Consider the following 15,232-nt stretch of genomic DNA (forward strand, 5'->3'; position numbering starts at 1 on the left):
ATAAAGTGAATGAGAGTAACTTAAAGAATAGATTAAAAATAGTTTATGTCGTCTTTGCATTTGCTTTTGTAGCAATTCTTGTGAAGGCATTCCGCATTCAAGTTGTTGATCGCGGTCATTTATTGTCACAATCAAAAAAACAATTCTTCCGTGAACGCAAGGTTTTCCCAAGACGTGGTCATATCTATGATCGCAATGGGAATCCTCTCGCAATTAACATAAGAACATACTCTCTTTTTACCATTCCAAAAAATATTAGAGATAAGAATGTCTTTAAGAAGTTAACGCAAATCATGCCAGAGGCCGAGATTGAAAATATTGGCTCAAAGGCAATGAAGCGAAATCGCTTTACTTGGATTGCAAGAAAGATCAACTTAACAGAAGAACAAGTTCATGCAATTAAAAAGCTCAAGGGTGTCTATATTGAAGAAATCCCAAAGCGTATTTATCCAAATCATGAATTAGCAGCGCAAACACTTGGCTTTGTTGGCCTTGACAATAATGGCCTTGCAGGAATAGAACACCGCTTTGATGATGAGCTTAGAGGTGAGCCACAAATTATAAAATACTTCAAAGACAATAAAGGAAGACCTGTTCGCTATGTGAGTCAAAATATTCCGACGGAAAGATCAAAAGATATCTACCTTTCTATTGATAAAGAAGTTCAGGCCGTTGCTGAGAAGGCCATAAAAGAAGCTGTCGAAAAAGTCGAAGCGAAACGTGGTGGCGTTGGCGTTATGGACGCAGAAACTGGAGAAATTATTGCTGTTGCAAATTATCCTACTTTTGATCCAAACGATTTAGATGGATCTAGAAGTATTGACCGTAAGCTCTCTTTCATTTCAGATCCATTTGAGCCAGGTTCAACAATGAAAGTTATTACAGTGGCCTCGGCCCTTGAAAATAATGTTGTACGTCCGGATACAAATTACTACTGTGAACAAGGGCGCCTGAAAGTTGAAGATCATATAATTAAAGAAGCAGAGTCGAGAAAGAAATTTGAATGGTTATCTGTTGAAGAAATACTCATGCACTCTTCAAATATTGGAACGACAAAAATTGCATTTGACCTAACTTTTCCAAAACTAAAGTCAACTCTAACTAAGTTTAGAATTGGTGAGAAAACTGGAATTGAATTGCCTGCTGAGTCCCGTGGTATCTTTACAGACGATAAAAATGTTTCTCCCCTATCCTTAAGTAATATTAGTTTTGGTCAGGGAGTTGCAACGACAGGAATACAGATGCTTGCGGCATTTGCGGCCATCTCAAATGGTGGGAAATATGTTAAGCCTACAATTTTAAAAGTTGATGAATCTAATAAAACTGAAGCTGAACAGATTATCCCAGAAAAAGTTGCAAAATCACTTACTGATATGATGATTAAAACGGTTGAAGACGGAACTGCTCGTAATGGAAAAATTCCATATTTTAAAATTGCGGCCAAAACATCCACGGCACAAAGAGCTGATAATATGGGACGATATACTGGCTACATTCCTGGTTTCTTAGGCTTTCCAGTTGGCGTTAAGAAGAAGTTTGTCGTTTATGCCTATGTGGATAAGCCAGCAAAGGGAAAATCATATTATGGTAACTCTGTCGCTGGACCAGTGTTCAAGAAAGTCACAGAGTATTTATTGTATAAGAATAAAGAGTTTGAAGGTCTTGCAGAGAACGATCTATTTGAAAATGACATGGCCTTTGATTCTGTTAAAAGAGTTCATTCTGCTAAAAGGTATACTGGTCGTGGACTAGTTCCTAATTTCGTAGGCCTTGACAAAAAATCTGCTATGAAGCTTGCTCGTAAATTAGATATTGATCTTACTCATAGTGGTGTCGGGGTTGTTAATGAGCAGCTACCAGAACCTGGAAGTGAATATACAAAAAACACTATCATTAAATTAAGATATGCCCCACCAACATATGAATAGCCTAATTTCAAAATACAACATTGTCACAGATCAATTTGTTGATTTAACAGTCAATCTAGATCAAGCCAAAAAAGGTGATATTGCATTTTATCGTCTTTATGAAAACGAAAAATCAATTTCTCTGTTCAAGCAAAGATACGAAAAGGGAAATGCAGGTTTAGTAATAACAAATTTAGAAGTTGAAGGCCTTGATTGTCTTGTTGTTGAACTAGAAGACTTTTATCAATTACAAGAAGAGTTAGTAGAAGTTTTATACCCTTTAGACCGAGAAGTCTCATTAATTGGTGTTACTGGAACAAATGGCAAGTCTTCTGTAACTCACTTATGTCAATTAATCTTAAATCGAAATAATTTTAAAGCGTGTTGTATTGGCACTGTTGGTATCATTCGTGAAGATAAAGAGATTATGCCTTCATTATCAGCGACCACACCATCATATCTTGATTTGAGACGAGTAATATATCGATTAAACGATATTGATTATTTTTGTATTGAAGTTAGTTCTCACGCTCTAGAGCAAGGACGAGTTAAAGGAATGGACTTTAGCTCAATAGGTTGGACTAACCTGACACAAGATCATCTAGACTATCATGGGACAATGGAAGCTTATTTCAATGCTAAGGCAAAGCTTCTTAATTATTGTGAAAATGAAGTAATTATTCCAAGTTCACAGGCGGAATATTTTAAAGATAAAATCAAATATAAAGTTGCTCGCGATGTTGATAATAAATACGGTGAAGAATTTAACCTCAGTTATAATAAAGATAATCTTGATTTAGCTTTTGCCCTTTGTGATGAAGCTGCTGGTGAAGAATTAAACCGAGAAATAAAACTAGAGCTACCTAAAGGTCGTTTTAATTTAGTAAGAGACCAGGAAAATATTTATATCATCGATTACGCTCATACTCCTGATGCATTAATAAATATTTGTCGTGAGACTAAGTCATTATTTAAGAACCATCATTTAATCACAATTTTTGGATGTGGTGGTGATCGTGATAGAACCAAAAGGCCTCTGATGTTACAAGCGGCTCTCGAGTATAGTGACAGCGTCGTGGTCACTAGTGATAATCCTAGATTTGAAGACCCTGAAAGAATTATTGAAGATATTCTTAAAGATAATAGTAATGATGTTGATGTTATTGTTAGCCGAGAAGATGCAATTAAAAATTATGTAAAAAGATATAAAGGTCCTACTGCCGTTATTATTGCAGGTAAAGGTCATGAAGAGTACCAGGATGTAAATGGAGTGAAGTCTTTCTTTAGTGATATTGAAATAGTGAAAAAGGCAATTGAAGTATTATGAAGATAACAGATTTAAAAAACATTAATGGTTTAATAAAAATAATCGGTACGGTAAGTGAAGATGAAATTTCTTTATCGACAAATTCTAAGATGCCAAATGGTGAAAACTTATTTGTCGCGCTAAAGGGCGACAGGTTTGATGCTTATAACTTTATTGAGGATGCTATCTCTAATAAGGCAAAGGCTTTTGTCGTTACCAATGAAGAAGGGCGAGAGGAAAAGCTTAAGTCTTTATATGAAAGAGATAATGAGCTTATCTTCTTTCTTGTAAATGATAGCCTTAAATTTCTCCAAGAAGCCGCAAAGTTTCGTATTCAAGAATGGAAAAATAAAGATGGTATCGTCTTTGGTCTTACTGGTTCTAATGGTAAGACTACAACAAAAGAGATCCTTTTTTCTTTGGCCAAGAGTTTCTTAAACGATGCTGTTGTTTGTACTCAAGGTAATTTAAATAATCATATTGGAGTACCTCTTACAATATTCTCGCTAAAAGATGAACATAAGTTTGCCATTATTGAGATGGGGACAAATCACTTTGGTGAAATTGAAACGCTCTGTGAAATTGCACAGCCTGACTTTGGTTATATAACTAATATCGGTCATGCCCATACCGAATTTTTAGAAAACCTTGATGGCGTTTTAAAAGAGAAGTCTGCTTTATATCGTTGGGTTTTAAAAAATGGTGTTAAATTTTATCTGAATTGTGAAGATGCTAAACTAGCAACTCTTGCGCAAGATGATAAAGTTGTGCTCGTAAATAAAGAGGTCGTACATCCTTTTGAAAGTGATATTATTAAAGAGTCATATAATCAATGGAATATTCAGGCTTCAGCTTTCATCCTAGAAAATATCTTTTCAGTGTCTTTGGCCCATGAATTGAAATCAGTACGTCTACCTAAGAATAAAAGAGCACAGTGGATTGATGTTGATAAGACAAAGATATATTTAGATGCCTACAATGCAAATCCTACCTCAATGAATCTTGCGATAAGAGAATTTGCAAAAAATGTACCTAGCGATAAGAAGGTTCTTTTTGTTCTGGGTGATATGAATGAATTAGGTAGTGAAACACAAAAACATCACGAAGATATTTCAAATGTATTAAATTCTGTTAACGCAAAGCACGCTTTTTTTATTGGTCAATACTCTCAATATTATAAGAATATCTTTAAAGGTGAGGCTGAAATATATAAAAATCTTGATGATCTTTGCACAAAGTGGTTATCGGTATTAAATTCGTACGATTATATCTTTTTAAAAGCTTCTCGTTCTTTACAACTAGAGAGGCTAATAGATATAACTATGTAATATAATTTAAAACACGGATAATTACATGTTGTATCATTTCCTATATCCCTTAAGGGATGAATTCTTTGCATTTAATATTTTTAAATACATCACATTTAGAACAGTTGTGGCGTTTTTGTTGGCGACGGTGATCTCAATTATTTGGGGGAAGTATTTCATCGGCTTCATGCAGCGAAAACAATTCGGACAAGTTATTCGTGATGATGGGCCAGAATCTCATTTAAAAAAGGCCGGTACTCCAACAATGGGTGGAGTATTTATTTTAGGAACAATTCTTCTAACCCTACTGATAACAGGGAATTTCAATTCAATTCCTGTTCTAATCACTTGCGGAGTTACAGCATCATATTTTGTTTTAGGCTTCATCGATGATTACGCAAAAATTTCTAAAGGAAATACAAAGGGTGTGTCCGCTAAAGGTAAATTACTTTGGCAATTTGTGACAGGCTTAATTGCTGTCTATGCCATGGTTCACTTCGGTGTGATTGATACTCAACTTTTTGTACCATTTGTAAAAGGGCCAGTATTTAACTTAGGCATGCTATTTGTCTTATTTGGTGCAATTGTTATCGTTGGATCTAGTAATGCTGTTAATTTAACAGATGGACTAGATGGATTGGCAATTGGTCCAATTATTACTTCTGCTGCAACTCTAGGATTTATTGGTTATGCCACGGGGCACAGTGAAATCGCTTCATATCTTTTTGTGCCATATGTTGAAAATGTTGGTGAATTGGCCGTAATTGGTGCTGCAATCGTCGGTGCAGGCGTTGGTTTTTTATGGTATAACACATATCCAGCTCAGATATTTATGGGTGACGTGGGGTCCCTTGCCTTAGGTGGTACACTAGGGACGATGGCCGTTTTAACGAGAAGTGAATTACTTTTTGTCATTATTGGTGGTGTTTTTGTTGCTGAAGCTGTTTCAGTAATATTACAAGTTGGTTCTTATAAAACTCGTAAAAAGAGAATTTTTAAGATGGCACCGATCCATCATCATTTTGAGTTGATGGGATGGGCCGAACCGAAAGTTATTGTTAGATTTTGGATTATAAGTATATTTTTAGCGATTCTTGCTATCGCTACTTTAAAAATGAGGTAATAAATGGAGAGATTTAGAAACAAGAATATCCTAATCGTTGGTATTGGAAAAACTGGTTTCAAGCTCATCAATTTCTTTAATCGTCTTGAGTGTAATATTAGAGTTACTGATATCAAGCCGATTTTTGATTTAAATAAGGCCGTAAAAAAGCTACGTAAAATTAAGCCAGCAGTTGAAATGACTTTTGGTGAACATTTAGATGATGACTTTTTAAATGCTGACGTTGTTGTTTATTCAAGTGCAGTAGATCCAAACCTACCTCAGCTTGAATTAGCAAGAAGAGAAGGTAAGCAGGTTTATTCTGAATTTGCACTTGGTAATACTCTTTGTCGCAAGCCTATTATTGCTGTTTGTGGATCACATGGTCGTACAACTGTAGCACATATGATTGGTTTCACACTGAGACAAGATGGTAAAAATGTATTCGTAGGTGGTACAAGTGATAGTCCATTTATTGAATACTCAATGCTACCTAATAAAGATGAAATCGATTACGTTGTTGTTGAGGTTTCTGCCGTTCAAATGAGAAAGCTTGATGACTTCCACCCTAAGATGGTTGTCTTTACTGATATTGCTGACACTTATCCACAGAATCATTTCACTTCTATGGGTGAGTATATGGAGACTAAGCTTAGTATTATTAAGACTCTTTCTCCAGATGATACTCTTATTGTTAATTTTGATAAGCTTGCAAATAATAGCTTCTTTAGAAATGCTAATTGCCAAACTTATTGGTACTCAAGAAGATCGTTCGTTAAGCTTGGTGTAATGGAAGAGATTCAAGGAACGCATTTCCACGATCGTCGAATCCACTCAAATATTTCATACCATTCAGAATTTACAGTGAAGAAGATGAGAATCATTGGTCAAAACAATCGTGAAAACTTACTTGCTGCAATTACGGCATGTAAGGCCCTTGATCTTTCAGATGAAGCAATTCAAACATGTGTAACAAAGTTCCCAGGAATTCCACATCGAATTGAATTCTTAATGGAAAAAAATGGCGTTAACTTCTATAACGATTCAAAAGCAACTGATATGAAGACTCTTTGTGAAACAACAAAGTCTTTCAAAACTCCTGTGATTCTAATTGCAGGTGGTAAAGACATGGAAGAACTTGAGTACGAGCAATTCAGTGATGAGTTATGTTCAACTACACGTATTATCGTTCTAGTAGGTGAAGCAAAAGAGCGTATGAATCGTGCTCTTGGTGAGCATCCACAAACTTTCATTGTTGGTTCATTTGAAGAGTCAGTTCTCTTTGCTTATCAAAAATCGAGAACAGGTGATACGATTATTCTTTCACCGGGGAATCCTGCAACAGACTTCTTTAGAGATTATGAGGAAAGAGGGAATTACTTCAAAAAACTAGTATATCAATTATAATTGTTTCAAATGCCTGCTTTATGCAGGCATTTTTGTTCCTGCTAATACAGAACAAGTACACAGGAATATGATGACTGCATGAAAGTTGTCTTATTCTTTATCTTCGTCAGTATTATTACCTCTCACATTAAGGCCAATGAGTTCACGCATGATTGTCGTGAAGTCGTTGAGAAACGTTTATCTAAAATGAATCAATACCGCTTTAGAAAGCAGTGTGAACAGATTACTTCTTCCTATCAGCTAAATTGTATTACCGATGTCTTGAATATGAGAAGGGCCATTAGTCTTGTTGAATTTAATGCGTGCACTTATGTGAAATCCTCTGTGGGACTTGAGGCCGTACGAGAGATTACAAGTTATTATAATTCACAAGTAAATAGCTTACATGTGACTCTTGCTGCGCTCGTTAAGAATAGAGGAGAGAAAGCATGTCTTTCACACATCGTACATCATGAAGGGATTACGCCACTTAATGTATATAATTGTTTTGAAAATCGAAAAATCGACTCTCTTCGTACTTTTGCTCAAATGTATATAAAGTAGGGTAACGCTGCACAGCTTCTTTATTTTCTAATGCATCGAATAGCAAATTCATATATGATAAATATATGAACTCATTGGAAAACACGGATCGTTTTGGCAAATTCTTCTTAATCATTACTTCAATTATTGTCGCATTTGGCGTGGTAATGGTTTATTCGTCATCGTATATGTTTTCAAAAGAAGTGTATGGAACAAGTTTACACTTTTTCTCAAGGCAAATTTTCTTCGCTCTTTTTGGAATAGGATTGGCCTTTATCGTCTCTAAGACTAAATATCAATTTTGGTATAAATTTTCATTTCATCTCAATATTGTAATCGGTTTTCTACTTATATTAACTTTTATCCCTGGACTTGGTGTTATCGCTAAAGGTGCAAATCGCTGGATCAATATTGGAGTGGGATCACTTCAGCCCGGAGAATTTGCTAAATACTCAACTCTTATGCTTTCTCTCTTTTTCTTTGAAAGTTATGAAAAGCTAGATCTTAAAAACCGTTTAAAATTCGCTGCCAATATTTTCTTCGTTTTATTGCTTCTTATTTTACAACCAGACTTTGGAACATTCTTTATCTGCGCCTTAGGAATCGGTTTTACATGTTTCATTTCAAATTTTAATCGTAAATACTTTTATATCTTAACTTCAGTCGGAACAGTTCTTTCTGGTCTTATTCTTATTGCGCAACCTTATCGAGTAAAAAGGTTAATGGCCTTTCTTGATCCTTGGGCAAACCCTAGGGGAAGTGGATTTCAGGTTATTCAGTCATGGATTGGTTTTGCCAATGGTGGCTTTTTCGGTAAAGGGATAGGAAATAGTTTAGAAAAATTATTCTTCTTACCAGAGGCGCATAACGATTTTATCTTTTCTGTCATTGGAGAAGAATTTGGTTTTCTAGGAGTTATCGCATTTGTTGGCCTTTTTATGGCCTTTACTCATTTCGGTTTCAGACTTGCTCTTTCATTAAAAGATGTCATTGCAAGAAAGATGGTAACTTCAATTGTTTTCATTATCTGTGTTCAAGCATGTCTAAATATGGGAGTTGTACTTGGACTACTTCCAACAAAAGGTCTTAACCTTCCGTTTGTAAGTTATGGTGGATCATCACTTCTATCAAACTTAATTGCCATAGGTGTTATTTTCTCTTGTGTGTCACGTCAACACACTGATAATGCTCAAAAGCCGTTTTTTTCTCAACAATAGCTCATAGATAGGCTAAATTTATGAGAGAAATTATTTTAAAGGATTAGAAATGAATATTAATATTCAAGATATCTCAGTTCATTTTATTGGGATTGGTGGTATCGGTATGAGTGGTATCGCTGAGATTTTACTTTCACTTGGCTACAAAGTAACAGGTTCTGATATTAGTGACTCGGCCAATGTTGTTCGTCTAAGAGAGTTGGGAGCACAAGTTTATATTGGTCATAATAGAGAGAATATAACAGATGAAACGACAGTTGTTGTTTATTCTTCAGCGGTAAATGATACTAATCCAGAGATGCAACAGGCCCGCGATAATCAGGTTCCAATTATGAGAAGAGCAGAAATGCTAGCAGAGCTCATGAGACTTAAGCGTGGAATTGCAATTGGTGGAACTCACGGGAAGACAACGACAACAAGTTTTCTTGCGACGATTCTTCAAGCAAGTAACTATGAACCTACATATATTATCGGTGGAATTGTATCGAATCTTGCTGGTCATGCAAAAGTTGGTACAGGGGAATATCTTGTAGCAGAAGCAGATGAGTCTGACGGATCTTTTCTAATGCTTAATCCTATTATGTCAGTAGTTACGAATATTGATCTGGATCACATGGATCATTATGGAAGTGAAGACATTCTTATGGCAAGCTTTGAAGAATTCATTAACAAGGTTCCTTTTTATGGACTGTCATCTTTAAATGCAGATGATGATCGCTTAATGAGTCTTGTTCCATTTATTAAAAAACCAATTGTTACTTTTGGTATTAAAAATGAAGCTGATTATCAAGCAACTAATATAACAATGGATGGTCTAAGTTCAGAGTTTGATTTAATCGTAGGTCCTGAGAACTTAGGACGTATTAAAATTAATCTACCTGGAAAGCATAATATTTTGAATGCTCTAGGTGCAATTTCTATTGCTCATAAAATGGGTGTGCCAGTTGAAATGATTCAAAGCTCGATTAGAAGCTTTGAGAATGTTGGACGTCGTTTTCAGCTTCTTTATAAAAATGACAAAATTGAAATCTTAGATGATTACGGACATCACCCAACAGAGATTTCTTCCACACTTGGTACTTTAAAAGAGATTCGAGATCACAAAAAAATTGCAATTTTTGAACCACACCGTTTTTCGAGAACAAAAGATTGTTGGAATGAATTTCTACACTGCTTTAACGATGTTGACGAACTTTACATGTGTCCAATATATCCAGCAAGTGAAGAGCCAATCGCAGGTATTACTTCAGAAAGATTAGTAGAGGATATCAATCGTCTACATCCAGGTCTTGCTAAAAATATAGAATTAAAAGATTTAGATTCAATTATTAAGTCAAATGAAAAAGCAACTATTATGACTCTTGGTGCTGGTTCAATTGGTCGTGTTATCAGAGAGTGGGTTCTTGATAATGACAGAAATGAATAATCTTAAGTTATTACTTAAAGACATTTCAGATATTGAAGTTGAAATCAGAAAGGATCTTTCTCGCTATTCAACGATGAAAGTAAAGTCCTTTGGTAATTTAATTACTATAAAAAGTGTTAACGCCTTAAAGTCTGTTGTTAAAAAATTAAGTGATAATGGTATGACTTATCATTTGCTTGGTTTAGGTGCGAATCAACTATTAAATGAAGAAATAAAGAGGCCAATAATTCATTTAGATTTTTCATATGATAAGACTATATTTGATTCATATCATGACTCTTATATTTTACCCGCATCTATAAAGCTTTCAACTCTAACTTCTCATGCTTCAAAATTTGGAAATAAACGTTGGGAAGTCATTACGGGAATCCCGGCCACTTTAGGGGGCGCTGTTTTTATGAATGCAGGAACAGGTCTGGGCTGGATAAATGAGATCGTAAAGCGCGTCTGGTATATTGATAAAGAAGGCACTGAGCATATCTATGAAGTAGATGAAAGTAGTTTCTCATACAGGCAGAATAATTTTTTAAGGCCAGGTGATGTTGTTTACCAAGTTGAATTAGTTAGTCATGGACAAGATCCGGAACTTGGGAAAAAAATTAGAGATTATTTATTGGTTAGAAATAAAACCCAACCTTTACGAGAAAAAACCTGTGGTAGTGTCTTTAAAAACATCACAAATAAAGAGCGAACTTGCACTGCGGGACGATTTGTTGATATACTAAATTTAAAGGGACTACAAGTTGGTGGTGTTAGAGTTAGCAATCTTCATGGAAATTTTATGGAAAATTTTAATGAGGCAAGCGCTTCTGATGTTAAAGAGCTGATAAAACTAGTCCAAGATGAATTACTACTCCAGTATGGATTAAGATTCGAACCAGAAGTCAGGATAGACAACTAATGAAAAAAGTATTTGGTATTATAACTTTCTTAATGATGAGCACGTCGATACTTGCGACATCACGTCCAATGGAGAAAATCAAATACAAAACGGCTTTTGGTAAATGTCCTTCTCGTGCAGCGGGAACCCTAACTCTTAAACTCGTAAAAGATTTCGAAAAAAATAGTTCATTACGAAGTATGAAGAACTTAATTGATCACGATAAGTTAAAAGAAAAACATTTCTTATCTGATTACACTATCAAGTACGATCCACTTCAAGGAATGCTAAATTTTATATACGAATGTCCATCTCCTCTTATGAAAGTACAAATTTATAAAGAGAATGGAATGGAATCTTACGAAGCGATTCTTGTTGAAAATGGTCAACTATTTGATCCAACTTATGAAATACTTCTTAGAACAGAAAAGAAGTTGAGTTACTCACTACCTTATCTCGCTATTCCAGTAGGAGAGATGGATAAGGACGTTCAAAGAAAAATAACGAAGATTGTCTCAGGACTTGATTTAGTATTTAGGAAACTAATTTCAGAAGTTATTGTTAGTGATAATAAAGAATTAACAATGATTTTATCGATTAAAGGCAAGCCATCAAGTGTCTTTATGGGTAAAGATGAATGGCCTCTAAAGGTTGATAAACTTACTCAGATTATTAGTTACATGAATAAGAAAAAGAAAGTTCCATCTGTAATTAATATTACAAATTCCAAAAAAGTTGTTGTCAAGTTCAACGACTAATCCTAAAATTTCATTATACACGGTAAAAATTGCCGTATTATTTCTTGAAAAAAAGCAGAATGATTCTGTAAGAAAAAACTAGAGAAAGGATTCTCAATGAAAGAAAAAAATATCGTAGTCGGTCTAGACGTAGGTACAACTAAAGTTTGTACAATTGTCGGAATTCAAAATAGCTCAAATACACAAACAACTATTTCTAATCCTTGTGAATTAGAAATCATTGGTATTGGTACACATCCAAGCCATGGCCTTAAAAAAGGTAGTGTTGTTAATATCGATAAAACAGTTCGCTCAATTCAAAACTCATTAGAAGAAGCGAGACTTATGGCCGGAGTTGATATCCATAGTGCTACTATTGGAATTGCTGGAAGCCATATTTATAGTTTCAATAGTTCAGGGGTCGTTGCTGTTAAGGGTAATGAAATCTCGGAAGATGATGTTGAAAGAGTATTAGAGGCTGCAAAGGCGGTCGTAATGCCAAGTGATCGTGAGATTATTCACGTTATCGCTCAAGAATACAAAGTAGATAATACAACAGGAATTAAAAACCCTATTGGAATGTGTGGTACTCGCCTAGAGGCACATGTACATATTGTTACGGGATCAATTTCATTAATTCAAAACCTTGTTAAATGTGTTGAACATACAGGTGTTAAAGTTGAAAACGTAACACTTCAACCGATTGCTTCATCGGAATCAGTTCTTTCTCCTGAAGAAAGAGAAATGGGAACTCTTCTAGTTGATATTGGTGGTGGGACTACAGATCTTGCACTTTGGAAAGATGGTGCTCTTGTTCACACTCAGGTTATTCCAGTTGGCGGTAATCATTTTACTAATGACTTAGCGGTAGCTTTGAAAGTTCCTCACGCAGAAGCAGAAAGAATTAAAATTAATCATGGATCTGTTTTACCAGAGCAAGTAAATCAGTCAGCGCATATTACAGTTCAAGGTATCTCTGGAACTAAGCCACGTGAAGTTCAATTAAATACTGTGGCCAATGTTCTTGGAGCTAGAGCTGAAGAATTATTTGATCTAATTAAAAATATTATTAAAGAAAAGAACCTGGGCGAAGACATCAGTGGTGGTGTTGTTCTTACAGGTGGTGGTGCAATGATTAAGGGTATGCCAGAGATTGGTGAGTACCTTCTTGATCGTCCATTAAAAATTGGTTATCCAATCGCATTTGGCGGGATGACAAACATAATGCAAAATCCAAAGTTTTCAACAGTGCTTGGACTTCTTCTTGAAGCTACTAAAGGTAAAGAAGTGGATGCGGAAGTTGAAGAAGATATTAATCAAATCGATATTGTCGGAAAGTTATCCGGATCGATTAAATCAGTATTTAGAGAAATTTTTTAAATAAGGGGGAACTTATGTTCGAAATTTCTGATAACAATGAATTAAAATTAACTGAAGGCGCGAAGATTCGCGTAGTTGGTGTCGGTGGCGGTGGATGTAATGCCGTAAACACTATGATCAAGGCCGGACTTACTGGTGTTGAGTATATTGTTGCCAACACAGATTCGCAGGCTTTATCTGTAAACCTTGCACCAACAAAAGTTCAACTTGGAGTTGAATTAACAAAAGGTCTAGGTGCTGGTGCAAATCCAGAAGTTGGTCGCAAAGCTGCTCTTGATGAGTATGAAATGTTAAGCCAAGTACTAGAAGGTTCAGATATGGTTTTCATTACTGCTGGTATGGGTGGTGGAACAGGTACTGGTGCAGCACCTGTTATTGCAAAACTAGCAAGAGAGCTTGGAGCTTTAACTGTTGGTGTTGTAACTAAGCCATTTATCTTTGAAGGTAGAAAGAGAATGAGACATGCCAAAACTGGTATTCAAACTCTTGAGGAAAATGTTGATTCACTAATCACAATTCCAAATCAAAGACTTCTTCAATTGGCAGGTGAGAGTTTATCTCTTGTTGAAACTTTCATGAAAGCAGATGAAGTACTACTTAATGCGGTTAGAGGTATCTCTGACCTAATTAATACAACAGGACATATTAATGCTGACTTTGCAGACGTGTCGACTGTTATGTCTAATAAAGGTTTAGCACTAATGGGAACAGGACTATGTTCTGGACCAGATAGAGCTATTAAAGCTGCTAATGAAGCAATTTCTTCACCACTTCTTGAAGATATTTCAATCGATGGTGCAACTGGAATTATCATCAATATTACTGGTGGTTCTGGAATGACTATGCATGAAGTAAATGAAGCAGCTACTTTAATTATGGAAGCAGCTGATGAAGATGCTGAAGTTATCTTTGGATCAGTTGTAGATGAAGAATTAGAGGACGATATCAAGGTTACTGTAATTGCTACAGGTCTTGGTGGTGAAGACTCATCAACTAGAGTTGCTCCTCAACAAGAAATGAGAAGACCTGTTCAAACAGAAGCTCCACAAACATTTGCTAAGCCAATTGTTGAAGAGAGAACTGTTGAAGTAAAGCAAGAACAGAAAGTCGAGCAACCTATTGAGCACAGAACTGAAACAATTTCTCGTCCAGCTTACTATGAATCAACTCCACAACAAGATGAAAATCTTGATGCAATGAGAGAGATTCAAATGGAAGCTCAACGTGAATCAGTTAACTACGAAACTCAAGTTGAAGAAAAACAACAATTGAGATCGAATGGGTTTGATGGAGACACAACTGATACTTCAAGTCGTCCAAGCTTAACAGATTCAATTCGTGAGGCAGCTTCTCAATATGAAGCTTCAAAATCAGAAGTTGATCCTTGGGCAAATGAAAAAGCATTAACTGGTAATAATTCAAATGCTGAAAAGTCAGAGCGTCCTAAGTCAATTGCTGAGAAATTGGGATTTATTAACTTTGATGAAGAAGAACTAGATACTCCATCTTATTTAAGAAAAGATGAAGGTCAAAACACATCAAATGAAACTTTTCGCCAATTAGAGCGATAGGATTCCCCCGAGTATATTGATGGTAACATCAAAAAAAGGGCCCTGAAAAGGGCCCTTTCTTTTTTTCTATATATTAAACTTCTTTAAGATACTAGTTTTGCGATATTTGATTTAAAGGCATCGATTAGCTCGGCCGTATCTATTTTAAAGTCTTCTGGAAGTTTTATTAGTAATTTTGAGTTATCGTGAGGAATATTTCTAAGGACTAGTCGAAAACTTCCTTCCCAGTCTTGCCAGCTAAGCTCATATTGCCAACGAGCAAATTGTCCAGAACCAAACTTTTGCTCACGCTTTTGAGGATCAAGAGAGTCAATTGTGTAAGATACTTTTTGCTTAAGTCCAGATGCAGTGAGTTCTTTCTCGCATTCACGAATAACTCTATCGTACTTGGCATCGAAAATAACCTCAGGTTTATTTTCTTCAATGATTTGATTAATTTGACCTCTAAGAATCTCCATGTCTGTCATAAT

12 protein-coding genes and 1 pseudogene are annotated in these 15,232 nt (G+C 35.5%); 12 read left to right on the forward strand and 1 reads right to left on the reverse strand.

The window, feature by feature from the left end; all coding sequences use genetic code 11:
• Window positions 1–5: 5 nt before the first annotated feature.
• The 12 genes and pseudogenes from ACN5L8_RS12765 to ftsZ all read left to right on the forward strand — a co-directional run.
• Window positions 6–1,928: a penicillin-binding protein gene (locus ACN5L8_RS12765; RefSeq protein ID WP_419173220.1), complete on the forward strand. Its 1,923-nt coding sequence runs from the start codon at window positions 6–8 to the stop codon at window positions 1,926–1,928.
• Window positions 1,921–3,234: a Mur ligase family protein gene (locus ACN5L8_RS12770; protein ID WP_419173221.1), complete on the forward strand. Its 1,314-nt coding sequence runs from the start codon at window positions 1,921–1,923 to the stop codon at window positions 3,232–3,234. Before ACN5L8_RS12765 ends, ACN5L8_RS12770 begins: the two co-directional genes overlap by 8 nt.
• A complete protein-coding gene (locus tag ACN5L8_RS12775) occupies window positions 3,231–4,541 on the forward strand; it encodes a UDP-N-acetylmuramoyl-tripeptide--D-alanyl-D-alanine ligase (protein WP_419173222.1) in 1,311 nt (436 codons plus the stop codon). The genes ACN5L8_RS12770 and ACN5L8_RS12775 overlap by 4 nt, the downstream gene beginning before the upstream one ends.
• Before the next feature lie 25 nt (window positions 4,542–4,566).
• Entirely contained in the window at window positions 4,567–5,643 is a 1,077-nt protein-coding gene (mraY, locus tag ACN5L8_RS12780) for a phospho-N-acetylmuramoyl-pentapeptide-transferase (RefSeq protein ID WP_114706081.1), read from the forward strand.
• A 3-nt stretch (window positions 5,644–5,646) separates the two neighbouring features.
• On the forward strand, window positions 5,647–7,029 hold the full coding sequence (murD, locus tag ACN5L8_RS12785) for a UDP-N-acetylmuramoyl-L-alanine--D-glutamate ligase (RefSeq protein WP_114706082.1): 1,383 nt from the start codon (window positions 5,647–5,649) through the stop codon (window positions 7,027–7,029).
• A gap of 78 nt (window positions 7,030–7,107) precedes the next feature.
• On the forward strand, window positions 7,108–7,572 hold the full coding sequence (locus ACN5L8_RS12790; RefSeq protein ID WP_419173223.1) for a hypothetical protein: 465 nt from the start codon (window positions 7,108–7,110) through the stop codon (window positions 7,570–7,572).
• Between the two features lie 65 nt (window positions 7,573–7,637).
• Window positions 7,638–8,768: a putative lipid II flippase FtsW gene (ftsW, locus tag ACN5L8_RS12795; RefSeq protein WP_412473974.1), complete on the forward strand. Its 1,131-nt coding sequence runs from the start codon at window positions 7,638–7,640 to the stop codon at window positions 8,766–8,768.
• Between the two features lie 49 nt (window positions 8,769–8,817).
• Window positions 8,818–10,194, forward strand: a complete 1,377-nt coding sequence (gene murC, locus ACN5L8_RS12800; protein ID WP_114706085.1) for a UDP-N-acetylmuramate--L-alanine ligase — start codon at window positions 8,818–8,820, stop codon at window positions 10,192–10,194.
• A complete protein-coding gene (gene murB, locus ACN5L8_RS12805) occupies window positions 10,187–11,095 on the forward strand; it encodes a UDP-N-acetylmuramate dehydrogenase (protein ID WP_158536792.1) in 909 nt (302 codons plus the stop codon). The genes murC and murB overlap by 8 nt, the downstream gene beginning before the upstream one ends.
• Window positions 11,095–11,832, forward strand: a complete 738-nt coding sequence (locus ACN5L8_RS12810; protein ID WP_114706087.1) for a hypothetical protein — start codon at window positions 11,095–11,097, stop codon at window positions 11,830–11,832. The genes murB and ACN5L8_RS12810 overlap by 1 nt, the downstream gene beginning before the upstream one ends.
• A gap of 96 nt (window positions 11,833–11,928) precedes the next feature.
• The gene (ftsA, locus tag ACN5L8_RS12815) at window positions 11,929–13,191 is read left to right on the forward strand and encodes a cell division protein FtsA (RefSeq protein WP_114706088.1); all 1,263 of its coding nucleotides are present in this window, start codon (window positions 11,929–11,931) and stop codon (window positions 13,189–13,191) included.
• A 14-nt stretch (window positions 13,192–13,205) separates the two neighbouring features.
• Window positions 13,206–14,336, forward strand: a pseudogene (ftsZ, locus tag ACN5L8_RS12820) (cell division protein FtsZ); the annotation flags it as partial.
• 509 nt (window positions 14,337–14,845) lie between these two features.
• Here ftsZ and ACN5L8_RS12825 read toward each other — a convergent pair.
• On the reverse strand, window positions 14,846–15,229 hold the full coding sequence (locus ACN5L8_RS12825) for a hypothetical protein (protein ID WP_114706090.1): 384 nt from the start codon (window positions 15,227–15,229) through the stop codon (window positions 14,846–14,848).
• Window positions 15,230–15,232 lie beyond the last annotated feature (3 nt).

This window comes from Halobacteriovorax sp. (assembly GCF_048381875.1).
GTDB lineage: Bacteria > Bdellovibrionota > Bacteriovoracia > Bacteriovoracales > Bacteriovoracaceae > Halobacteriovorax_A > Halobacteriovorax_A vibrionivorans.